The organism is Micrococcaceae bacterium Sec5.1 (genome assembly GCA_039636795.1).
Lineage (GTDB): Bacteria > Actinomycetota > Actinomycetes > Actinomycetales > Micrococcaceae > Arthrobacter.
In genome coordinates this window covers 1,280,375-1,302,336 of the sequence record CP143430.1, presented here as the reverse complement: position 1 = coordinate 1,302,336, position 21,962 = coordinate 1,280,375, and the positions used below count along the sequence as shown (strand labels likewise).

20 protein-coding genes are annotated in these 21,962 nt (G+C 59.7%); 11 read left to right on the top strand and 9 right to left on the bottom strand.

Annotation, left to right across the window (positions count from 1 at the left end; translation table 11 throughout):
- Window positions 1–142: 142 nt before the first annotated feature.
- Window positions 143–451 (bottom strand): hypothetical protein, encoded by a 309-nt coding sequence (locus VUN82_06145; GenBank protein XAS73422.1) that lies wholly within the window; start codon window positions 449–451, stop codon window positions 143–145.
- Between VUN82_06145 and VUN82_06140 the strand changes: the two genes are divergently transcribed.
- The 3 genes from VUN82_06140 to VUN82_06130 all read left to right on the top strand — a co-directional run bounded on the left by VUN82_06140 (window position 423) and on the right by VUN82_06130 (window position 1,821).
- The gene (locus tag VUN82_06140; GenBank protein ID XAS73421.1) at window positions 423–896 is read left to right on the top strand and encodes a hypothetical protein; all 474 of its coding nucleotides are present in this window, start codon (window positions 423–425) and stop codon (window positions 894–896) included. The two genes, VUN82_06145 and VUN82_06140, sit on opposite strands and share 29 nt — an antisense overlap.
- Window positions 897–976: 80 nt before the next feature.
- Window positions 977–1,393 carry a polyketide cyclase gene (locus VUN82_06135; GenBank protein ID XAS73420.1) on the top strand — a complete coding sequence of 139 codons (417 nt, stop codon included), beginning with the start codon at window positions 977–979 and terminating at the stop codon, window positions 1,391–1,393.
- The gene (locus VUN82_06130) at window positions 1,393–1,821 is read left to right on the top strand and encodes a MarR family winged helix-turn-helix transcriptional regulator (protein ID XAS73419.1); all 429 of its coding nucleotides are present in this window, start codon (window positions 1,393–1,395) and stop codon (window positions 1,819–1,821) included. The genes VUN82_06135 and VUN82_06130 overlap by 1 nt, the downstream gene beginning before the upstream one ends.
- A 10-nt stretch (window positions 1,822–1,831) precedes the next feature.
- Here the strand turns inward: VUN82_06130 and VUN82_06125 are convergent, their stop codons facing one another.
- The 4 genes from VUN82_06125 to VUN82_06110 all read right to left on the bottom strand — a co-directional run bounded on the left by VUN82_06125 (window position 1,832) and on the right by VUN82_06110 (window position 7,928).
- Complete coding sequence (locus VUN82_06125) at window positions 1,832–3,091, bottom strand: plasmid pRiA4b ORF-3 family protein (protein XAS73418.1); 1,260 nt, start codon at window positions 3,089–3,091, stop codon at window positions 1,832–1,834.
- Window positions 3,092–3,403: 312 nt separating this feature from the next.
- On the bottom strand, window positions 3,404–4,669 hold the full coding sequence (locus tag VUN82_06120; protein XAS73417.1) for an APC family permease: 1,266 nt from the start codon (window positions 4,667–4,669) through the stop codon (window positions 3,404–3,406).
- An 83-nt stretch (window positions 4,670–4,752) separates the two neighbouring features.
- Entirely contained in the window at window positions 4,753–7,311 is a 2,559-nt protein-coding gene (locus tag VUN82_06115) for a LuxR C-terminal-related transcriptional regulator (protein ID XAS73416.1), read from the bottom strand.
- A gap of 413 nt (window positions 7,312–7,724) precedes the next feature.
- The gene (locus VUN82_06110) at window positions 7,725–7,928 is read right to left on the bottom strand and encodes a cold-shock protein (GenBank protein XAS73415.1); all 204 of its coding nucleotides are present in this window, start codon (window positions 7,926–7,928) and stop codon (window positions 7,725–7,727) included.
- Window positions 7,929–8,229: 301 nt separating this feature from the next.
- Between VUN82_06110 and VUN82_06105 the strand changes: the two genes are divergently transcribed.
- From VUN82_06105 to VUN82_06080, 6 genes are read left to right on the top strand one after another with little or no spacing between them, the layout of a single operon-like run.
- Complete coding sequence (locus VUN82_06105) at window positions 8,230–9,672, top strand: DUF3375 domain-containing protein (GenBank protein ID XAS73414.1); 1,443 nt, start codon at window positions 8,230–8,232, stop codon at window positions 9,670–9,672.
- Window positions 9,669–10,256 (top strand): DUF4194 domain-containing protein, encoded by a 588-nt coding sequence (locus tag VUN82_06100; GenBank protein ID XAS73413.1) that lies wholly within the window; start codon window positions 9,669–9,671, stop codon window positions 10,254–10,256. Before VUN82_06105 ends, VUN82_06100 begins: the two co-directional genes overlap by 4 nt.
- A gap of 2 nt (window positions 10,257–10,258) precedes the next feature.
- Window positions 10,259–13,675 carry an ATP-binding protein gene (locus VUN82_06095; GenBank protein XAS73412.1) on the top strand — a complete coding sequence of 1,139 codons (3,417 nt, stop codon included), beginning with the start codon at window positions 10,259–10,261 and terminating at the stop codon, window positions 13,673–13,675.
- Complete coding sequence (locus VUN82_06090; protein XAS73411.1) at window positions 13,665–14,939, top strand: Wadjet anti-phage system protein JetD domain-containing protein; 1,275 nt, start codon at window positions 13,665–13,667, stop codon at window positions 14,937–14,939. Before VUN82_06095 ends, VUN82_06090 begins: the two co-directional genes overlap by 11 nt.
- 55 nt (window positions 14,940–14,994) lie before the next feature.
- Window positions 14,995–15,360, top strand: coding sequence for a TfoX/Sxy family protein (locus tag VUN82_06085; protein XAS73410.1), 366 nt, complete (start codon window positions 14,995–14,997; stop codon window positions 15,358–15,360).
- Between the two features lie 41 nt (window positions 15,361–15,401).
- On the top strand, window positions 15,402–16,274 hold the full coding sequence (locus VUN82_06080) for an SDR family NAD(P)-dependent oxidoreductase (GenBank protein XAS73409.1): 873 nt from the start codon (window positions 15,402–15,404) through the stop codon (window positions 16,272–16,274).
- Window positions 16,275–16,392: 118 nt separating this feature from the next.
- Here the strand turns inward: VUN82_06080 and VUN82_06075 are convergent, their stop codons facing one another.
- Window positions 16,393–16,755 (bottom strand): hypothetical protein, encoded by a 363-nt coding sequence (locus tag VUN82_06075; GenBank protein XAS73408.1) that lies wholly within the window; start codon window positions 16,753–16,755, stop codon window positions 16,393–16,395.
- 173 nt (window positions 16,756–16,928) lie between these two features.
- On the opposite strand from VUN82_06075, the gene VUN82_06070 reads away from it, so the two are divergent.
- Both VUN82_06070 and VUN82_06065 read left to right on the top strand, forming a co-directional pair.
- On the top strand, window positions 16,929–17,528 hold the full coding sequence (locus VUN82_06070) for a TetR/AcrR family transcriptional regulator (GenBank protein ID XAS73407.1): 600 nt from the start codon (window positions 16,929–16,931) through the stop codon (window positions 17,526–17,528).
- A gap of 184 nt (window positions 17,529–17,712) precedes the next feature.
- Window positions 17,713–18,957, top strand: a complete 1,245-nt coding sequence (locus tag VUN82_06065; GenBank protein XAS73406.1) for an NAD(P)/FAD-dependent oxidoreductase — start codon at window positions 17,713–17,715, stop codon at window positions 18,955–18,957.
- An 82-nt stretch (window positions 18,958–19,039) separates the two neighbouring features.
- Here VUN82_06065 and VUN82_06060 read toward each other — a convergent pair whose 3' ends face one another.
- The 3 genes from VUN82_06060 to VUN82_06050 form a co-directional block, all read right to left on the bottom strand.
- Window positions 19,040–19,564: a hypothetical protein gene (locus VUN82_06060; protein ID XAS73405.1), complete on the bottom strand. Its 525-nt coding sequence runs from the start codon at window positions 19,562–19,564 to the stop codon at window positions 19,040–19,042.
- 358 nt (window positions 19,565–19,922) lie between these two features.
- Complete coding sequence (locus tag VUN82_06055) at window positions 19,923–20,492, bottom strand: hypothetical protein (protein ID XAS73404.1); 570 nt, start codon at window positions 20,490–20,492, stop codon at window positions 19,923–19,925.
- A 324-nt stretch (window positions 20,493–20,816) separates the two neighbouring features.
- Complete coding sequence (locus tag VUN82_06050) at window positions 20,817–21,413, bottom strand: hypothetical protein (GenBank protein XAS73403.1); 597 nt, start codon at window positions 21,411–21,413, stop codon at window positions 20,817–20,819.
- Window positions 21,414–21,962: the final 549 nt, after the last annotated feature.

Below are 21,962 nucleotides of genomic sequence, written 5' to 3'. Positions count from 1 at the left end.
GAACTGCTCAGCGATGACGCCTCGCGCGGCAACCGCCATGCTTCTTGACCGGCAAGTGCGATAAGTCATAGAAGACTTCTCCTGTTGGGGCCAGTGTGACCGGTGTTACTGTCGCTCCACGCGCCTTTCGCATGGGCGCACTCTAAGGGGGCAACACATTGGACACACAACTTTCGCGCGCCGGAAAACACTCAATTTTCGGCGGCAAACGCTCACGTTCTTTTCGCGACAGGGCACTCGGAATCACGGCCATCGGATCACTGATGATTTTGCTGGCTGGTTGCGGTTCGGGGTCCATGTCAGCTGCTGGTTCGGTAAGCAGCAGCTCGGGATCAGCGTCGGCCTCTCCGTCGCCGACGCCCACACCCACGCCGAGCAATATAGCCGGGAAAGCCTGCACCACAGAGAAGAACACCCAATCAGTGAGCGGCGAAACGTACACCTGCACCATTGATCAATCGGGAAAACTCGCCTGGCTGGACTCAGCAACAGCAGGAAAGCTTTCTGATCAACGCGCTGCAGACGCTGCGGCAAAGGCCGCGGCAGACAAGGCGGCAGCGGACGCAGCCGCGAAAGCTGCGGCGGACAAGGCAGCGGCTGACAAGGCTGCCGCGGACAAACTCGCTGCCAATCAAGCGGCCGCTGCCAAAGCAGCCGCAGACCAAGCTGCGGCGGATCAGGCTGCTGCCGCCGCCGCTGCCAAGGCAGCGCCCGCTCCACGCGTTCAAAGTGGGTGCGACCCGAACTATGCCGGTGCCTGCGTACCCATTGCCTCCGACGTCGACTGTGCTGGAGGTAAAGGCAACGGCCCTGCTTACGTCCGAGGCCCAGTGACCGTGGTTGGTTCTGACATTTACGGCCTGGACAACGACCACGACGGCATCGGCTGCGAGTAGTAGCCTCTGATTTTGCCACTGTACAAGATGGTCTACGCACAGATAGTCTGTGCGTAGACCATCTACTTCAGGAGGCAATCATGTGGGACTACGAGCACAGCATTGAGACCACGGCGGCTCCCGAGGCGCTCTGGCGACTCTGGTCCGACGTCGAGAATTGGGGTTCCTGGAACGCCGAAATCGAACGCGTTGAGATCGATGGCCCCTTCGCAGAGGGTTCGCAGATCCTCATGACGCCGCCCGGGGATGAACCCATCCAGTTGCGCATCGCTGACGTGGTGCACGGTGAGCTATTCGTCGACGAAGCACGCTTCGATGAGCTGCTGATCCGAACCGCCCACCGCTTGGACAGGCTCGACGGCGGTCGCGTCCGGGTGCTCTACAGGATGGAGATCACCGGTGCTGGCGCAGACCAAGTTGGCCCCGAGATCGGGCCTGCCATTACTGCCGATTGGCCGGACACCATGGCTTCGCTCGTCGAACTCGCGCAGCACTGATGCCGCTCAGCCCGGGCGAGAGCCCCGGATTCCTGCTGTGGCATACCACCCTTCGCTGGCAGCGCGAGATTGCTGCGGCCCTGACTCCGATCGGCCTCACCCACGTGCAGTTCGTGCTTCTTGCCTGCACCTGGTGGCTCAACAAAGAGGGCGAGCACCCCAATCAGCTCGCCGTTGCCCGTCAGGCCGGTACCGACGTGAAGATGGCCTCGCAGGTCCTTCGAACCCTGGAGCTGAAAGGTCTGATAGAGCGCGAAGTCGACCCCTCGGACACGAGGGCCAAACGGCTACGTGTTACTGAAGCAGGCTCTGAGTTGGCTCCACGCGCAATCGCGGCAGTGGAGCTCGCGGACGCCCAGTTCTTCGAGCCCGCGCCCGCCGGTGAGCTGGTGCCGCTGCTGCGAAAGTTGGCGCATCCGAGCGATTGATGGCCTCCGGCTATCCGTCCCCCAGGCGGCGCTGGACGTCGAGGAGGAACTTGGTGCCGGGGTCGGACAATTCACGCTCATCAATGCCCCATTTTTCTGAGCCCCAAAGCCTAAAGCAGAGGAATGCGCGGTAAACGTCCCGCTCCAATTCGCGAGCCACCTCGATGGGTATCTCGGCGCCATTCATCATTTGGAGGCCGCGCTCGTTGAGCGCCAACTGGACTACTTGGCCACGAAGGTTCCATGGTGGGCGACTATTAGAGAGTTCCCAGTGCAGTTTAAGTTGGGTAACGACATCCAGGCCTGCATGATCCGGTGATGCCAGACGGTCAGCAACGTAATCCCACACCATTGCCGGCTTGTTTACGAGTTTCCTGCCCGCTGGGGTCAAGACCAGCCTGTCCTTGTTCTTGCGCAGGAGTTTCCACTCCTGCAAGTGTTCGCGGACGATTCGCACTGGGGCAACGTGGTTCTCCGTGGAACTACCTCCGTGCCAGGCCTCGTGCCATCCCAACTCAGTCATCGCCTGCTTGACAACTATGGGCTTGAGGTAGCCAGCCGACGTCAGAGGGAGTCCATCGGGGTGGGCCTCCTTCAAGAACCAAAGAACTGGCCCAAGAACAAATTCCATCTCGTCAGCGGTTACCTCACCTGGCCACAACCTCTGAGCCAGCCGATGGAGCTCAGCATTGACAGCCTCCATGTCGAAGGCCGTCGGATCGAAGCGATCAGCCCGCTCGCTGGTCACCCACTCCAGCCATCCCACCATGTCTGCATGCTCTGGGTGGCTTGGGTCTCCGACCGCCCGCACAATATTGGCGTATCCATACACTCCCCCCGAATCCTCGAGGGGACCACGCATTGCGCCGCCTGTGCACGTAATAGTCGATTCCTGAATTAGGGCGGGCCCCATGACTTCGATTTCGTGAGTCCAGTTGTCACCAAAGTCGTAGTCGTATTCAAGGGACGACTTTTCTGGCTGGGTTGAATCGAACAACTCGCGCAGTTCAACACCACTGGCCTCCTCCGCGCTTTCAGGCGGATCGTCATCTTCGGCGACCCTGGTGATGATCCGCTTCTTGTCGTACCGGTCATGGCCGGCCAAGGCATAAAGATGTGCGTTCTTCCAATCGAATGCGCATTGAATCGCACTGTGCAGCTCGGCAACCGTGGCGCTCTCCGGGAGAACGAGCTGCCGCCAAATCAGCGGGTCCGTTCCACTGATGGAAATGCGCAGCTCGACGGCGGGGACTTGGGTGGGTGACTCCATGCGCCTAATTGTGTCAGTGCTCTCCGGGCAGGGCGCAATCGCGTCCCACCACCTAGTCCGTCCCGGCAAACACTCATTTTTGGATGGATGCACCATGGAAACCCCGAATTTGCTCGTTTATCAGTACCTAGAGCGAACGAACAAGCACCTAGACCACTATTCCCGGCCATAGTCTCCTGTTGTGCCTTCGGGACGGGAAACCCGGTGTCCGGCGGGTACCCCACTCGTCCCAGGCGAAGAAGGCACAACGGCACGGCTCCACCTATTAACCCCCAGGTGGAGTCGTGCCCAGCCTGGTTGCCGGAGTATGGCTTATCGAACGCGGGAGTGACCCCGGCGCAAACGGATCACCCGGAACACGATGCCCACCACGAACATCAGCACACCGAGCCCGACAGAGAGCGGCGGCAGCGTAGCAACCAACGCCACGCAGGCAGCAGCTCCAGCCACTTGAAGTGCTTTCGGATAGCGGCGGTCCTCGACGGGCTGGGTTAAGGCCGCAATGTTCGCAATCAGGTAATAAAGCAGCACACCGAACGACGAGAAACCGATGGCGCCCCTGAGGTCAGCCACGGAAATGATCAGGCAAATCACCACTGCTAGCGTTGTTTCCGCCCGGTGGGGAACCCTATACCGCTGATGAACTGCCGCGAGCCAGTGCGGGAGGTCGTGCTCGCGGGCCATCGCCAGGCTCGTCCGGCCGAGTCCTGCGATCAGCGCCAGGAGAGCACCCAAAGATGCAATTGCGGCTCCGATCCGAACAATGGGAGCAGCCCAAGACATCGCACCAGAAGTGACGGCATCTGCGAGTGGTGTTGGCGTCCCCGAAACACCATCCGGTCCCAGGGCCGCCAAGAGCGTGACTGCGATTATGGCGTAGATGACAATCGTGATTCCCAGGGCGATGCTGATGGCCCGGGGTATGGTGCGACGAGGCTCCCGAACTTCCTCCCCCATGGTGGCAATCCTCGCGTAGCCGGCAAAGGCAAAGAACAACAGCCCGGCCGACTGTAAGATGCCGTACCAGCCGTGCGCCAGCAGCCCCTCGCCAACAAAGTTGCTGAAGTCAGGTCCAGAACCACCCCAAACGGCCGCCACGGCTATCGCCAGACCGGTCAGGACGGCGATCACCAAAATTCGCGTGAGTCCCGCTGTGCGAGTCACGCCGTGATAGTTCACAGCCGTCAAAATTACGACGGCGGCAATCGCCACCGGACGCTCCCAACCTGCCGGTGCTGCATAGGCTGCGAAGGTCATAGCCATGGCTGCGGCGCTGGCCGTCTTGCCGATCACGAATCCCCACCCGGCAAGGAACCCGGGCCACGGCCCAAGCCGTTCACGTCCGTAGACGTATGTTCCGCCGGAGGTGGGGTATCTGGCAGCGAGTTGCGCGGAGGAAGTCGCATTGCAGAAGGCCACGAAGGCCGCAACAACCAGGCCTATGAGGAGCCCGGATCCTGCTGCCGCTGCGGCTGGTGTGAAGGCCGCGAAGACCCCGGCACCGATCATGGAGCCTAAGCCTATGACCGAAGCATCAAAGGTGCCGAGGCGGCGGGCCAAGGCCGGGGAATTGCTCACGAAAACCCTTCACGCATCAAGGTCTGAGCTCTACCGGTGTCACCGGAGACTCGTACTGGAAGATACGTTCAGCCTAACTTGAGTCAACGTGCTGCCATTGAATTCCCCACGAGGATGAAGAGGCCATTACGCGAGGTTGCACCCGTTTTTCGGAGGGCGTTGGAGATGTGGTTTTCCACTGTTCTCGCACTGATTCCCAGATGTTCAGCAATCTCAACGTTCGAGCGATGTCCCGCCAAGGCGGCAACCTCAATTTCGCGTTCCGTGAGGGGCGTCGTCCTGAAAGTGTTGAAGGAGAGTTGTTCGTTGGTCGACGGAAACCTTGCTGCGAACAAAGAAGAAGCCTCGGCCATAGCCTCCGCCGCTGGTGTATTCCCCTCCAGAACGTGACGTTTGAGAGCGCCTCGGAGCAGCATGCCGATCTGATAGTTGTCGGCATCCAATTCGTAGTGCTTCAGGAGGAGACCAAGCAACTTGTGATCGCCCTCCACAACGGCGGTGGCAACGGCCATCATCTGGTCATGAGCCGTCACTCCGCTATCCCGGAGGATCCTGCGCAGGAGATCCAGGACTGGCCCTCCTGGAGAGAGGCATGTGCAGAGCAGTGCCGTCATTGCTGCTTCCAGAATGTAGCCGCTCTTCATCTGACGTTTGATGAGCTTCACGGCACGCCGATCAAAAACCGACGGCTGAGTAGTCTCTGCGGCAATGAGCTCATGCACTCCCTTGCCGATACCGGGCAATGGGCCAACATCGGGCACTTCAGTCCTTGCCTGCGACGCGATGGACAACGCCGGTGAGATGGCCGTCGTCGCATGCCGTAGGCCGGCGAGCCGCAGCATGGCGTCATAGAGGACATCCACCACGAAGCCGGGACGACCCATGGCAAAGACGCTGCTCATGAGGTATTCGGCTTCTTCAAAGTAGCCCCTGTACAACAGACCGTGCGCTGCCACATAGCTGCTGGCCACGACGCCGAATTGATCGAGATTCCGGCGGGCCTCGGCACGCCAATCCAGCGCAAAGACCAGGGAATCCTCGATCCTGCCTGCTGCAAAGAGCGCGAAGCCGTGAAGGAACGGACGCAGGTGCGGGAAGGCGTCGTCGTCCTCAGCCTTCTCTGTCACACTGAGGACCGCAGCCGGCCGAAAGCGAAACAGCTCGAGCAAGCTTTGGACGAGTCCTTCCAACCCCAGCCACGTAGGCTGCGGGGTTTCGGCAGAAGGCTCGGTCCTTGGTGCGACCCGACCATGGGAGGCGCTGATGAAGAGGATCGTGGCCTCGGCGCTGGACGCCTGATCGGGGTTCTGCTCAGCGAATCCTTTCAGAATGCCAACAGCCGTACCCACGCCTTGCCCTGAGTAGATTGCAAGGAAAGCCTTGGTGATCGTGAGAAAGAGAATGTCATTGGGGTCGCCGTTGAGTGTGGACGTCTCCCGGCAGACGCGGGTTGCCCGCATAACGTTCACCGGCGCTCCCCAGTAAACCCTGAGCAGTGCTGCAGCATTGGTCGCTGACTTGTTCGCTTGCCATCGTTCATAGCGCGTACGTTCGCGAGCGGCACTGTGATCGTGAAAATGCCGGGCCGTTACGGCGTCATCGTTTCCCTTCTCGAGCCGCAAGGATCCCAGCACCCGGGATAGGCAGTCGGCAGTCGTTGAATTGCCCTGCGCAGTTTGAGGCACACCTTCAAGGGCACCAGCGATCTTGTTCCGCAAGAGGTGCCGGTCCCTGAGCGTCTTTTGGCCTCTGAAATAGTCCGCGATGACGGGCGGGGTTATCGCCGCGATCGGTCCATTGTGGTGATCGTCCATGACTGACAGGAATCCCCGCCGTTCAAGGCCTTCCAACACGTCGGGCTGCACCACCTTTTGCAGAACGTCTACACGAGCGGTGCCAAGGATTGCCATGGTGTGCAGGGCAGTGACTTCTTCCGGAGCAAGGTCCGCCAGCAGCGCTTCGAGGGTGCCTCTCAGATGGTCGTTCCAGAGGGTGTCACCTGTCATCTGCCACTGACGACCGCGCATAACAAGCAGATCGCTTAAGGCGGCAGTCTCGGTGATGCGGACAATGAGCCGAGGGTTTCCTCCGGACTTTGTCAGAATTCTTGCTGTTGTGTCTGCATCAGCGGCAGCCCCCAGCACCTGCGTCACCAAGGTGTGTACCTGCTCAAAGTGGAGGGGGTCCAGTTGCAGCAAAGCTTCGCGGCCACTGTTCATGACGGCCAGTTGACCTCTTGAGATCGAGCCGCTGTCCGGAGCCGTGACGACCAACGGACAGTCGGACCTGCGGCGAACGGATTCCAGCACCGCCAGCGATTCGTTGTCCAGCAGATGGATGTCGTCCACTATCAGGACGTGCTTTCCAGGCTTGGATAACTGGCTTGAGAGCGCGTCTGCCATATCCATAACTCCGCTGCGGCCGGGCCGCAGCTCCAAACCCAGGCTCTTGATGGCTGAGTACGGGATTGAGCGATGTGTTCGGAGGCCGCTGATGAGGTGGATAGCGATGCCGGTTTTTTCCAGGTTGGCCACCACGTTTTGCAACACCGTGGTCCTGCCGCTTCCGGGGGCTCCAATAATCCGCACGCTTATGCCGCGGCCGACGAAATCGAGGATGCGCTGAACCTCAGAATCGAACACTCGATCCAACCTTCTGTTTCTGTGGATGACCGACATGCGGCTCACTTCGCAGGTTAGATTTCAGAAACGGGACTAGGTGGCAAAACAGCCTTGCACAGGCCGCTTAACGCCCGTCTAGGTGGCAATTCCGGCAAAAATGAGTGCTCGCGCGACTCGACTAGGTGGTGAGGCTGCTTCGAATGAGCTGGCGGGAATGAGTCGTTTGCAGTCTGTTCGTCCATGGGAGGCCCTCGGTTTCGTAGTTGATACCAACCACGCTACGGACGTTCGAAGGCGAGTTACAGGGGTGTAATTCGCTATGTGGATATGTGTTCTATTCTTACTTCTAGTCTTCGTATATATGTTCGATCACCGTGGCAAGAAAAAAACAGGGCCGGTCAGTGACCAGCCCTGCTTTTTTGTTTATCCGAAGACTAGATAGCCTGGATGTTTACTGCCTGGGGACCCTTGGGGCCCTGCTCGACGTCGAAGGAAACCTTCTGGTTCTCTTCGAGGGAGCGGTAGCCCGAGGAGTTGATCGCAGAGTAGTGAGCGAAAACGTCCTGGCTGCCATCTTCAGGAGAGATGAAGCCGAAGCCCTTTTCGGAGTTGAACCATTTCACGGTACCTGTAGCCATTTTTTCAGTCCTTACTGAAGGTGGAGATTCTCCCGACTTTCGGGTCTCCGGTGTGGGGTGTTCTCCACCGTTACTTCAGAAGGTCGCGATCCAGATGGATCACGGGGACTGCCTGAACTACCAAATGCCAAACACAACAACACCGTCAAGTTTACATAGATCTGAGCAGATAGCCAGTGCGACGTCAGATTAATCAATCCGGTGGTCGGACTGACGAAGAAAATTGTCGTGCTGTTGGCTTAGCCTGTGAGTCAAGAGCCGGGCCAGCAGCCAGTACAAACCTGAAGACTTAAGGGAGCACGTGGACTTCTACGCCATAAATTCCCTGCGTGAGAACCACGCGGGCTGGGCCCTCCTACGCGCCCAGAACGCCCCGCTGGCGCTGCACTTCTTCATGACCGCTTTCACAGGCCCTAACCAGCGCAACGTTGGCCGCCAGCAACTGATCGATACTTTGGACGACGTCTTGTTCGGCGTCAGGGAATCCTTCGGCGAGGACAAATTCCCGCGTAGCGCATCAGAGTATCTTGACGACTGGGCAGCTCCGGAGCGGGCTTGGCTGCGCAAGTACTACGTTCAACAGGAGGACGAGCCTCACTACGACCTCACGCCCGCAGCCGAGGACGTCGTCAGGTGGGTGGAGAGCCTGAGGGGCCGTGAGTTCGTGGCCACGCAATCCAGGCTGACCAGCATCTTCGCTGTCCTGAAAACCCTGGTTCAGCAATCGGAGACCGACCCAGAGGTCCGGCTTGCCGAACTGCAGCAGCAAAGGGATCAGATAGACAAGGAGATGCAGCGGATCCGCGCGGGCGACGTCAAGGTCATGAGCGGCCCCGAGGCTCTGGACCACTTCCAGCAACTCACGGCGTTGGCGAAGGACTTGCTCTCTGATTTCCGGGAGGTCGAGCAGAACTTCCGGAAACTGGACCGCCAAGTCCGCGAGCAGATCGCCACGTGGGACGGCAGCCAAGGCGAACTTCTGGACACGATCTTCGCCAACCAGCAGGACATCGGCAGCTCCCTGCAAGGCCGCACGTTCCAGGGCTTCTGGGACTACCTCATGTCACCCCAATTGCGGAACGAGCTGAACGATCTCCTCCAGCGTGCCACTCAGATCGAGGCGTTGGCGCAAGCGGATAACCTCCACACCATCACGAACCTTCACCAGGACTGGTTGCCGGCGGTTGAACAGACACAGAGCACGGTAAGGCAGCTCTCCCAGCAGATGCGCAGGCTCTTGGACGACAAAGTCTTCCTCGAGAACAAGCGCATTATGCAACTGATCCGAAGCGTTGAGGCGAGCGCATTGGACACACGGGACCACCCGCCGTCGAACGTTTTCATGGAGATCGACGCACCGTCCGTGGATGTAGCGTTGCCGTTCGAACGGCCGCTTTACGAGCCTGGCAGCCGCGTGATGGTGATGGACGAGGTGGTCACCGCAGACGATCAGGACCTGGATGCGAGCGCCCTGTTCAGCCAATTCCACGTAGACAGGGAGCGTCTGAAGTCGAACATCGACGACGTCCTTGAACACGCGGACCAGGCAACGCTCGCGGACATCACTGCAGCACATCCATTGACCCAAGGGCTCGCAGAGCTGGTGCAGTATTACCAGCTGGCGGTCGAGTCGGACTGGGCCACTATTGATGCGGAAACAACCCAGAACCTCCAGTGGCAGCTCCCGGATGGCACGCTGAAAGAGGCAACCATTGACCAGATCATCTTCGTGAGGCCGGCATGACAACCGAAACAGCAAGCACCCCCGAGGAACTGCCCGCCGTCGTGACCAGGCTCTTCAAGGGCGTGGTGTACGCGGAGGCCGATCAGAAGATCTGGCAGTCGTTGATCACGCTCACGTCCCAGGTGAGGGATTACGTTGCCGTGCTGGGCCTCAACCTGATCCTGGACGAGTCGGAGGGCTATGCCTTTCTGAAGTCGCGCGAGGATCCTGAGGGCACGCTCCCCCGGCTCATCCCCCGAAGGCAACTCACGTTCGATGTCAGCCTGCTGCTCGCCCTCCTCCGGAAGCGGATGCTGGAGTTCGATACCAACAGCAGCGAGCTCCGGCTGATCATGTCCGAGGCCGAAATCAAGGACATGGTCTCAGTTTTCCTGCCCGAGTCCAGCAATGAGGCCCGGATCCTGGACCGGCTGGGGACCAACATCAAGAAGGTTATGGAGCTCGGTTTCCTCCGGAGATTGAAGGGCGAAACGGAAGCGTACGAGGTGATGCGCATTTTGAAGGCTTACGTTGACGCGCAGTGGCTGGAAGAGTTCGACGCGCGGTTGGCTGACTATCGTGACTCTCTCACCGGAAGCAAGTGACCATGACCACTGACGTTCAGGACACGCTGTTCAGCATCGATGAAACAGCAGAAACGGCGCACGACGGCGGCCTGCCGCCCGGGTTCCGACTTCAGCGTTTGGAGCTGTTGAACTGGGGCACGTTCCACGGCGGTGTGCGGACGTTCCGTTTGGATGGCGCTAACAGCTTGCTGACCGGCGATATCGGTTCGGGAAAGTCGACCGTTGTGGACGCGATCACCACGCTCCTTCTGCCGGCCAACCGCATCGAGTACAACAAGGCCGCCGGCGCGCAGAAGCGGGAACGCACGCTGATGTCCTATGTGAGGGGCTTCCACAAGAGCACCCGGAGCACTGGCGGCGAGTACTCCAAGCCCGTGGCGCTCCGGGCGCCGGGCACGTTGTCTGTAGTCCTCGGCGTCTTCCACAACGCTGTGCTCAACAAGACTGTGACGCTAGCCATCACCCTCTGGACTATGCAGGAAGCCGGGCAGCCCACACGGTTCTACTCCTTGGCTGAGAAGGAGCAGTCCATCGCTGAGGACTTCTCCAACTTCGGCCAGGATCCGGCGAAGCTGAAGAAGAAGCTGCGCGCTGAAGGCGTCACCGTTCACGACACCTTCGATCCGTATGCGGCCGCATTCAAGCGCCACTTTGGCATCAGCGGCAATCAGGCCATGGAGCTGTTCCACCGCACGGTTTCCATGAAGCAAGTGGAGAACATCACCCACTTCGTCCGGACCAACATGCTGGAAGACGATGACGTCGATGCGAGGATCAGCAAGCTGATCGGGCACTTCGACGATCTCAAGAAAGCACACGAAGCCGTAGTCCGGGCCAAGGACCAGATCGAGCTGCTGAAGCCGATCCGGGAAGGCGCCGCCACCCACCAGAAGCTCAGCGCGGAGGAAAGCCAGGCACGCAAGCAAAGGGATCAGCTGCATCCTTGGTTCACGGATCAGCAGTTGACTCTGAGTCTGGAACATCAGGACGAGCTGGAGCGGACGGGACAGAAGCTCCGCGAAGACAGCACCCAGCTGACCTCGGACATTGCCCGGCTGCGGCACGAACTCGCGATCGTGCAAGAGGACATTCGGACCAGTGGTGGTGGCCGGCTCGCTGCCATCGACGCTGAAGTGGCGCAGCTTGAAGAGGCGCTCCAATCGCAACGCAAGCGCTTCGAGCAGTACACCAGTGCCGCCGTCGAACTTGGATTGAGCACTCCCGAAGACCGAGTGCTGTTCGATGCTAACCGGCAACGCTTGAGCCAGGTTGAGCAGGACCTTGCCGCCCAGGCAGCGGAGTTGCAGGACCGGCGAACGGCTTTGCATTCGGAGCTCAGGGAGCTGGCCGCGCGCAGGGAGGACCTCGACGCCGAACTGGCCAGCCTTGGCTCCCGGCAGACCCTGCTGGCCCGTCCGCAGTTGGAACTGCGGCGCCGTATTTGTGAGGGCACCGGCATTGCCGAGTCGGCGCTCCCCTACGCTGCCGAACTGTTGCGCGTCCGCGACGGCGAGGCCGAGTGGGAAGGCGCGGCTGAACGTACACTGAGGAGCTTTGCGCTCCAGTTGCTGGTTTCCGCTGAGCACTATGCGGCGGTGAGCTCATGGGTGGACGCGAATGATCTCAAGGGCAAGCTGGTGTACCGGCGGATTGGTGACTCGTACCCGCAACGGCCTCCCGCACCCGGGACGCTGGGCGCGAAGATTGCAATCAAACAGGGCACGCCGTTCCGCGATTTCCTTCTGGATGAGCTCAGCACCAGGTTCGATTATGTCTGCTGCGACAGCGTGGAGGACTTCCGCAGGCATCCCAAGGCGCTGACGGTTAATGGTCAGTTGAAGGGCTCGCGGGGAAGGCATGAGAAGGACGACCGCACGGGCCTGACGGACCGGCGGACGTTTGTCCTTGGCTGGGACAACCACGAGAAGATCGTGCGGATTCGGGCTGAGCGGGACGACGTTGACGGCAAGCACCGCAGTGTCGGGACCCAGCTGGCGAAGGTGGACGCGTCGCTGGGTGACGCCGCCCGGCTGAACCGCTTGCTGGGCAATGTTGGGTCTGTGACCGAGTTTTCGGAGATCAGCTGGCAGGTGACCGCTCGCCGGGTCCAGGAGCTTAGGGATGAGAAGCTGCAACTCCAGCAGGCGAGCAGTGTGCTGCAGCAGCTGACGGTCAAGGAGGCCGAGGTCGCTGCGAGGATCGAGAAGCTTCAGGAGCGCTCCGACAAGGTTCGCGAGCGGATTGGGGCCAACGACAAGGATGCCAGGGACATCGCAACGGTGATCGAGGAATGTCGCCAGACCTTGCAGGAACAACCGCTAACGGACGACGGCGACGTACTGGCTGCCGTAGCGCGGCTCACCGCCAAGACACTCGGTGAAAAGTCGCTCACGTACCGGAATACAGTTTCTACCGAAAGTTCGGTCCGGTCCGGGCTGACTGGAACGATTGATGCGTTGACCAAAAAGATCGCGACGGCTGCGGCTTCCACAGTGCGGCTCATGGCGGACTTCCGCAACAAGTATAAGAACGAGACCACGGACATTGACGCCACGCTGGAGGCTGCGGAGGAGTTCAACCGGCTCCTCGAACAGCTGGAGCGCGATGACCTTCCCAGGTTCGAGGCGCGTTTCAAGGATTCCCTGACGCAGAACACCATCCACGAAGTGGTGGCGTTCAACGCGTTCCTGGATAGCCGGCGGCAGGACATCGTGAACCGGATCAGCGAGATCAACCTGTCCTTGGCGGAGATCGAGTACAACCCGGGCAGGCACATCCAACTGGAGCATCAGAACTCCACGGACCTGGATGTGCGGCAGTTCGGGATCGACCTGAGGGCCTGCTCCGAGGGCACGATTGGTGATGATGATCAGTACTCTGAGCAGAAGTATCTGCAGGTGGAACGGCTGATCGAGCGTTTCCGTGGCCGTGAAGGGTTCACCACCTTGGACGAGCGCTGGACGGCCAAGGTGACGGACGTGCGGAACTGGTTTACGTTCTCGGCATCGGAAAAGTGGACCGAGACCGGCGAGGAGTTTGAGCACTTCACGGATTCTGGCGGCAAGTCCGGCGGACAGAAAGAGAAGCTTGCGTACACCATTCTTGCGGCGGCGCTGGCGTTCCAATTCGGCTTGGCTTCTGTCAAAGGCGCCTCACGCTCCAGCGCAGGCGGCCCTGCCAAGGGGAGGAGCTTCCGGTTTGTGGTGATCGACGAGGCGTTTGGTCGTGGCTCTGACGAGTCCGCACGGTACGGGATGGAGTTGTTCCAGCGGATGAAACTGCAGCTGCTGATCGTCACTCCACTTCAGAAGATCAACGTTATCGAGCCGTTTGTGGCACACGTGGGCTTCGTCGCAAATACCAACGGCAACGACTCCCAGCTACGCAACATGACCATCATCGAGTACCGCGAAGAACGGGAGAAGCGTGCCGGCTAAGTCTGCTCTTGCTCGTCGTTGGACGACGCTGGCGGGGCTGCGATCGCTGTCTGCAACCGCATGGGACCGCGGCCAGCTCCTGCGCGAGGCTCTTGAACCGACTGACCTGTACCCACGGCGTCGCGCGTTGAAGCGACCATCCGCCACGGAATTGCGGGACGATTACGCTGCCGCCCGCGAATGGGCTGCCGAGCTGTTCGCCGCCGCAGGGCCGTACAGTCTGGAAACCGTCGACGTCGGCCGTACCACTATCGGGTCAAACCAACTTCCCGCCGTGGCCGTGTTTGATTCGGTAGAGGACGAGGTTGCCTTTGTAGGTAAGTCGCGGGAGTTGGGGCGCTTCCGTTCTCTTGCTTCTTCGCTTGTAGCTCTTGATCCCGCTCTTAAGGCGTGGGCTTTGAAGCGACCACTTGCTCTGTTGGAGCTGGGCGACGCGGCATTGACTGCTGCCCGAGTGGCGCTGTGGCTCGGCGACCACCCCTCCCCTGGTGTTTATGTGCGGCAGTTGAGCCTGCCTGGGGTTCACACGAAGTTCATCGAGACGCACCGCCGAACAATTGACGAGATAGTGGGGGCGCTGGTGCATGCGGAGGTTTGGGATACACCCACCGTCGAGGCGCTTGACGACGAACTGCTTGAGGTGGCTGAGTCTTCGGCTGCCGACGATTCCCTGCTGGGACGATCGGCCGCCCGAACCCCGGCTGCACGCTTCGCGGAGCGTCACGGCTTCCTCCACCAGCCGGAGCAGGTCCGCTTCCGTGTCTTGGATTCGGCAATCCCCTTGCTGGGTGATGCCCGGGACATCACGGTGACTGCTTCCGCGTTTGAGTCCTTCAGGCTTCCGGTGAGCAGAGTGATCATCACCGAGAACCTCGTGAACTTCCTAGCCCTCCCGGAACGGCCGGACACTCTGGCAATCTTCGGCGCCGGTTACGGCTTCTCGTCCGTCCGGGATGCGGCATGGTTGCACGACTGTGAGGTCCTGTACTGGGGGGATCTGGATACCCACGGCTTCCGCATTCTGGATCAGTTGCGTTCAGTCCATCCGCACGTGTCGAGCGTGCTGATGGACGAGGAAACCCTCCTGGCACACCGGGATGCGTGGAGCGTGGAGGCAACTCCTTCTCGTGCTGTGTTGAGTCGGCTGACACCTGAGGAAGCTCGCGTCTACGAGGGATTGCGGGCAGGCAGCTATGGGGACAGAGTTCGGCTGGAGCAGGAGCTGATTGGCTGGGAATGGGCACTACGGCGGCTTGCGGCCTGATCGTCATGCTCTGCGTACAGTTGGGCATGGACGTACAACCTAGGAGGACAAGCAAATGCAGATGCCCAAGCCCTCGGACGCCGATAAGGAACGCTTTCGTTCTGTGCTGCCCGATCATCCCGATGTCGTCGTCAAGCCAATGTTCGGCAATCTTGGCGCTTTCGTGAACGGCAACATGTTTGCGGGACTGTTCGGCCCTACCATCGGCATCCGCCTTTCTGAGACTGATAAGGCCGAGCTCGAGGCTGATCATGAAACTCAGCCCTTTGGTCCTGAAGAACGTCCCATGGGCGCATACACCGGCCTTCCGGAAGCTTGGAACGATGACGCCGAGAAGGCCGAACCATGGGTGGCCAAAGCGTTCGACTACGTGGCCGGGCTCCCAGCTAAGAAACCCAAAGCACGGCCTTCCAAGAACTAAATACCCTCGCCAAACACGCCGTTTCGTGCTGAGATCAAGCCATGCCCTCGATGAATGGACGAACAGCGCTGGTAACCGGCGCTACGGGTGGTCTTGCCAAGGCCATCGCCACTGCACTGGCACGCGAAGGTGCGACCGTCGTCGTGGTTGGACGGACAGAAGCTCGGGCCGAAGAGGCTTTGCGCGAGATCCAGGCGGCGGTCCCGGGCGCAACCTTGGAGCCTCTTGCCTGCGATCTCTCAAACCAAGAGTCAATTCGCTCGGCCGTTGAGGAATTCCTTTCCCGCCACGACGAGCTTCACGTGCTCGTCAATGCGGCCGGCGTTTTCCGCAAAGAACGCCACGTGACCGCGGATGGCCTCGAGCTCACGTTCGCCACCAACGTGATGGGCTACTTCCTTCTCACGAATCTGCTCCTGGATGCGCTCAAGCGCGGCGCGAGCAGAGATGAGGGGCAGCCGTCGCGGATCGTCAACATAGCTTCCAAGTATTCGGGCGGCCCCTCGGTGACCAAGATCGATTTCGACGACCTTCAAACTCAGAAAGGCAACTACAGCTACCTCCGCTCTACCCCACCAACAATGCTCGGTCGTGTTCTGTTGATGCAGGAGTTCGCGGAGCGCCTTCGCGGATCCAACATCGTCGTCAACGCAGTGCACCCGGGCCTCGTCAAGCACACCGCTCTTCTGCAGGATGTTGGCGGACCGTTCCGCTGGATGACAAACACCTTCGGCAAGCCCGCGGAGAAGGCAGCTGATACGGCCGTCTGGCTGGCCACCTCGCCAGAGGCTGCGGCGGTGTCCGGCAAGCTCTGGGCCAAACGCAAGGAACTCCCGACGCCGGGCATGGGCTCTGATCCCGACGCCCGGAAGCGGCTGTGGGAAGAGTGCGAGCGACTGTCCAAAATACTTTGACCTGACGGCCAAAACCCAGGCCGACTGACCTCCCGCACCCCCATCTGATCCACACCTCCCGAAACGGTCTGGCCCGCTTCGGGAGGCCTGGATTAGATCGCTCCTTGGTCCGGCCGACTCAGACGCCGTTGAACATGTAGAGAGCCTGCACGCGCCCGTCGTCGTTAATAAGAAGAAAGTCACGACCAGTGGCGACCGTCTGCCCCGAGGGGGTCTCGACTGACCATTCGAGTTGCAATGTGTTGTGGTTAGGGGTCACGTCACCGGACGTGAAAGAGAGTCCGTTCCCTTGGATGTTCTCCGTATTTACTCGCTTGATGTTGCTCTCGATCGCTTCGATTCCGCGGAATTCCACGCTCGCGGGGACCGCATAGTGAACGGCACTCTCCGTAAAGACCTGGCTGGCCAACTCGTGGCGACGATCATCATCGGTCGTCATCCAGACTTCGAAGTACGCTGCGGCTAGATCTTCGGATTTCATGTTTGTTCCTTCTTTCTTCCCCGGGCTCGTTTGCGGACGGACATGTGTCCTTGAGTGCGAATCAGCCACGAGAGCCAACTATCTGTTGACAATGTCAACAGAGTAACAATTGCTGTTGACAGTGTCAACTCGTCAACAATCAAGCCGCATTGCCGTAGGTAGGATGGTTGACCATGGACTCTTTGCCCAGCGAGACTCGATCGAAACTATTGGCGGCCGCGAGCGATCTGCTGACCAAGGGTGGCCCCGACGCAGTGACTTTGCGGGCCGTCGGCTCCCAAGCGGGCTTGTCCCGCACGGCCGCATATCGACATTTCAAAGACAAAGACGATCTCCTAAGCGCTGTTGCAGCAGAGAATCTTGATTATCTGGGCGAGCAGATGCGTTTAGGAGCTGCGTCTGGTGTGGGCGATCGCACCCCGCTTGGGGGCGCCCTGCTCGGTTATACAGAAGGCGCAATGGCGCGCCCTGCCCATTACCGCCTAGTGTTCGGCGACTTCCAAATCGGTAATCCGAGTCGTGATCTTGAAAACGCCGCGACCGCCTGTACGGACTACTTGTACACGCTGGTCTCGAAGGGACAGCTGGACGGTTATATAGTTTCGGGCGATGTCCGAGAGATCACAGCCCTCGTGTGGGCGACGGTACATGGCTTAGTTGATCTGACCCTTGCTGGGCATCTCCGCGAGCCGAGAACTGTGGATGGAGCAACAAAGATGCCACGCCTGGTCGAGCTTGCCCTGCAGGCCGTGACGCCATCGCATAATCGATGAGAATCCATACCAGAACCAGCACCGACTTCAATCAGGTGTAGCCAAGGGTGGGTCTCCCTGGGTAGAGCCCAGAGGCGTACAGTTCAGCCATGGGAGCTATCCGTCCATCCCGAACACGGTTGAACCTGCGCAAGCAAGCCGCCCCAGTGCGCAATCACTGGAGTCAAAGCAGAGGGCGCTGGAGATGAGAACTGAACCGATAAACACGGTCATCATCGGCGCAGGCCAAGCAGGACTCGCGACTAGCTACTGGTTGACCCAGGCCGGCGTCGAGCATCAAATCCTGGAACGGCGAGACTCTCTGGGAGGTGCGTTCCAGGACCGGTGGGACGGGTTCTACATGAACACGCCGAACCTCGCGCTGAGCCTGCCGGGGATGCCGTATTCCGGTGAAGAACCGGACGCGTTCATACCGCGGATCGCTGCTGTGAATCTCTTCAGAAAGTACGCGGAAGTGATTGATGCTCCGGTTCGCACCGGCGTCGAGGTGACGCGGCTGGCAGGCGCGGCGGATGGGTTCACCATCGAGACGTCTCTCGGGCACATGCAGGCACGTAACGTCGTCCTGGCGACGGGCGCCTATCAGGTACCCAAGCTTCCCGCCGTTGCGGGCAACCTCCCGCAGAACGTCTTCCAGCTCCACACGCACGAGTACCGCAACCCCCAGCAGCTGCCCGATGGCGCTGTGCTGATTGTCGGGACCGGGCAGTCGGGTGGGCAGATCGCCGAGGAGCTGCACGCGGCCGGTCGCGAAGTACACCTGGCCGTCTCCACGTGTCCTGAAGCGCCGCGCCGCTACCGCGGCCACGACCTCATCTACTGGCTGCTGGAAGTCGGCAAACACGGGCCGGACTACGGCATCAACGCCCTCACCCGCGAGGGACTCCCATCTCCCGCGGCCCGTTTCGCCTGCAACCCGCTGCTCTCCGGCACGGACGGCGGTCACAACATCCACCTCCGCGAGCTCGGCCGCCGCGGCATGCACCTGCACGGGCATCTGGAAAACATCGACGACGGCGTCATCACCTTCAGCGACGACCTCCCCGAACGCCTCGCAACCGTCGAGTCAACCTTCGCGCAGCGCTCGGGACGCGCGATCGAGGCGTACATCGCCGCCGCAGGCATCGACGCACCCGAGCAACCACAGGAGCCCGAGGATGATTGGCTGCCAACAGAACCAGCCAAGCTGAACCTTGCCGAAGCGAACATCACATCCATCCTGTGGGCGACCGGATACAAGCTCGACCTGAGCTTCATCGACATGCCCGTGCTGGATGAGTGGGGGTACCCGAAACACTCGCGAGGCGTCATGGAACAAGCTGGCCTGTACACGGTCGGCCTGCCCTGGCTCACGCGGCACTACTCATCGATAGTCGCCGGAGTGGGCCTGGATGCGGAGTATGTGGCGGGCCGGATCGCGGGGGCCTGAGCAGGCCTCTCCCCCTCGTTGCAGGCGTAGTGCTGTGGCTCGGTGGCCTCGGACGGCGAACGTCCGAGGCCACCAATTCAAGTTAGGGTGCGATCTTGATTGTTGCCGCTGGCTGGAGTATCGGGTTCGTTATTGTCACCGTCACGGGCCCCGGCGCCACATCGAAATTCACAAAGCCCCGCATCTTGTCGCCAGCAGGGACGTCACCAGACCCGAGGGTTCCGTCACCAAAAAGCTCCATGTCACCCTTGCGCCCATCGGCATCCTTCACGGTGAAGTACAAGGAGTTGGCCTTAGTTGTCCCCTTTTCGGTCTCCCATAGAACATCCATCTGGAGGAACTTTCCGGCCTTCGGCTTCGGAGCAAACTGATTAGTGCTCACCGAATCTACAAACTGAGCCGTCACAATGGTGATCTTAGCGACGTTGCCGCCGCCCATGTCAGCAGTAAAAGGCTCACCAACCTTGGGCTCGGCGGCCTTGCTTTCCGCAGGCTGTGACGCAGCGGATGAACCACCTCCAGCGTTTCCTGTTGTCGATCCGCTGGCACCACATCCTGCGAGCACCGGGATAGCTATGAGCGCCATAAGTGCGAATAATTTCTTCATTGAAACCTTCCTTTAGCTATGCGAATGGTATTGAGATCATCAAAAGAGTCCCCAATAGGGGAAGCATATATACAGACTGCCATGTTTGTTGACTAAGACATGCGATATTTCAGAAACACAGTGCTGTTATGTCGGGCGAATGCCGCTAACCCTTCTTGGCGTCAACGACGAAACCAGAGCCAAAGCAGTCAAAACGGCAATGAGCAGATCGCACCTGACTGGCTAGTAATGAATTACCGATAGTCGAATATAGAATGGTGTCCGATTGTTCTAGGGATTGTGAGAAAAATGGCTGCTTCCTATCGCTAAAACGCTGGGCTCTAATTCGGTCGGGAGATACTAGGCATGAGCCCTGCTTCTATTGCTTCGTCCATGCACCGCATCGCGTCGTCTTGAAGTCCTGCCCGGCGACGAGCGTAACAGTAGGGCGCCCACCGCTCACGATGTCGTTGTCGATGATGTCCGATCCGTTCGACCCCGTGCGATAAATACCCCAATAGCAGCTGGACGAGACCTCGGTGTCCGTTCGGTATGTACCGGGCTCAATATCCACACCCACCGTCCAAGTCCCCTCCCGAACAGTGTTCGCGGCTTTTTGTTTCTCAGCCACTGTCACCGCGTCTTCCCGCTTTTTCACTGCGGCCTCAGCGACTTTGACCGCCTCCTCACGCTTTGTGAGCTCCTGACCGGCGGCTGTCACTCGGACCTCGCGTGCTTTCATGCCGTCTTCAAGGGTCTTGTACTCTGTCTTGGATTTGTTAAGCTCAGTGGTCAGGCGAACATTGTCGGCTTGCAAACTCTTGTATTCCCCACTGCTTTTGGGGTCCGTCAGAATCGACCCCAAGAACACTGCCGCGCCTAGAAGAACGGCTGACAAAGCGGCCACCCAGATCCATCGCCGATTGCTGCGCGGTGTCGACGGAGTCACTTCATCGGGCTCCCTCACATTTCTTGATTGTTCCAATGAGGGCGTTGACTCAGTCGTCCGATTCCGACGTCTGGGCCAGCCCAGCTTTTTGACTGACACTGAGGCCGCGTCCAATTCATCCGAAGCACTCTCGTTCGGTTCAGGGTTGGGGGTGAGTTTCCCTTCCTCGTGTTTTGGAGGTTCGGCAGGCATTTCGGGAATGCTATGTCCGGTTTCGTTGATGGCCATGAATCTCCGTCGTGGTGGGATGAATGAATGCTCGTCTGCATGAGCGGGCTAGGCGAAGTGACGCTCATAGCGTCGGAAAGTTTTCGGGTCATGCGCCTACACGTCTGTGAAGCGCAAAACGACGTTCATGCCCGTATTTGGGTGGTAGCTCCAAGACACAGAGAAGTTGTCCCAAGATTCGCGTTGCGTTCCGTCCAGAGCACGAGTCGATTTCATCTGTTCTTGAACGTAGTCGGGAACGTTGACAGCTTTGAGGACGCATTGGATGTCACTCCATGCAAGGCCGTTTAGGTCTTCTTCACCTTGTCCATCAAGTGAGAGGCTACGCCCGTCATCGCCCAATCTTGCTGAAATCGCCTTGCCAGACATCTGGCACTTGTTTACGGCATCGGCCAGGGGCTTTGGTTTCTTCGCTTCCGCTTCAGCTGCCGCTGCCGCCTTGCCTGCCTCCACCATTCCACCAATGGTGATGGTCCCGATGACACCCAAAACGACACCAAGGACTAACCCAATGGCTCCAAAGATGTATGGCTGGCCACGGCGTTTTGCTGGTGGCGACGGCGCCTCCGCATCTGCCACCGCGGGAATTGCAATGCGGCTTTGTTCGTGCTGAATTGTGGCGTCATCGGCGCCCCCGCTATTGCGGGGTACGCCGCTTCCGGGCTGGTGTTGGGGTACTTCGGGGATGGTCATTGTTCTCCATAGGGATGCGAGGTGGAGGATTTTGGGCAGGGCAAAGCAGCGAGGATGATGAGAAATCAAAGAAAATAAGGCGTGCAGCAAGACGGGGAATGAGCCTTTGAGCCCGCGTGTAAGTGGAAGGTCAGGCTTTTCGGAAGTTGGGCCCGTTCCGGCACCCGAAGGGATACTGTAACGGCGATATACCAAACCAAAGAGGCCTTCGATTACTAGGCATGCGAATCTTCCCCCAGATCTAAACCGATACCGGTCGCGTGGGCGAGCGAAGTGGACGACCACTCTGCTGGACCGATGGAAATGAGTGTATATCCCTGCAACTGAAATGCTAGTTTTACGGAAGTGGCGCGCCTGTAATGGCAGATTTATGACGAATGCCTAGGTTCTACGCGCTTCGCCACCGCAGGCTGCAGCAGCAAGCTCGACGATGAAGGCAGCTGCAACACACTCAGAATGCACGGCGCGACTCACTAGCGTGGGCGCAATCCGGTTCTGCAGCTGACGAACTCCCTCCCCCTCGCCCCTCCCCAAGCGTATGGTTCACCC

Excerpts from the sequence above, each read along its gene's own strand:
- VUN82_06145 (XAS73422.1), bottom strand. The coding sequence starts at position 451 with ATGGTGCAGGTGTACGTTTCGCCGCTCACTGATTGGGTGTTCTTCTCT.
- VUN82_06135 (XAS73420.1), top strand. The coding sequence starts at position 977 with ATGTGGGACTACGAGCACAGCATTGAGACCACGGCGGCTCCCGAGGCG.
- VUN82_06130 (XAS73419.1), top strand. The coding sequence starts at position 1,393 with ATGCCGCTCAGCCCGGGCGAGAGCCCCGGATTCCTGCTGTGGCATACC.
- VUN82_06125 (XAS73418.1), bottom strand. The coding sequence starts at position 3,091 with ATGGAGTCACCCACCCAAGTCCCCGCCGTCGAGCTGCGCATTTCCATC.
- VUN82_06110 (XAS73415.1), bottom strand. The coding sequence starts at position 7,928 with ATGGCTACAGGTACCGTGAAATGGTTCAACTCCGAAAAGGGCTTCGGC.
- VUN82_06100 (XAS73413.1), top strand. The coding sequence starts at position 9,669 with ATGACAACCGAAACAGCAAGCACCCCCGAGGAACTGCCCGCCGTCGTG.
- VUN82_06095 (XAS73412.1), top strand. The coding sequence starts at position 10,259 with ATGACCACTGACGTTCAGGACACGCTGTTCAGCATCGATGAAACAGCA.
- VUN82_06085 (XAS73410.1), top strand. The coding sequence starts at position 14,995 with ATGCAGATGCCCAAGCCCTCGGACGCCGATAAGGAACGCTTTCGTTCT.
- VUN82_06080 (XAS73409.1), top strand. The coding sequence starts at position 15,402 with ATGCCCTCGATGAATGGACGAACAGCGCTGGTAACCGGCGCTACGGGT.
- VUN82_06075 (XAS73408.1), bottom strand. The coding sequence starts at position 16,755 with ATGAAATCCGAAGATCTAGCCGCAGCGTACTTCGAAGTCTGGATGACG.
- VUN82_06070 (XAS73407.1), top strand. The coding sequence starts at position 16,929 with ATGGACTCTTTGCCCAGCGAGACTCGATCGAAACTATTGGCGGCCGCG.
- VUN82_06065 (XAS73406.1), top strand. The coding sequence starts at position 17,713 with ATGAGAACTGAACCGATAAACACGGTCATCATCGGCGCAGGCCAAGCA.
- VUN82_06060 (XAS73405.1), bottom strand. The coding sequence starts at position 19,564 with ATGAAGAAATTATTCGCACTTATGGCGCTCATAGCTATCCCGGTGCTC.
- VUN82_06050 (XAS73403.1), bottom strand. The coding sequence starts at position 21,413 with ATGACCATCCCCGAAGTACCCCAACACCAGCCCGGAAGCGGCGTACCC.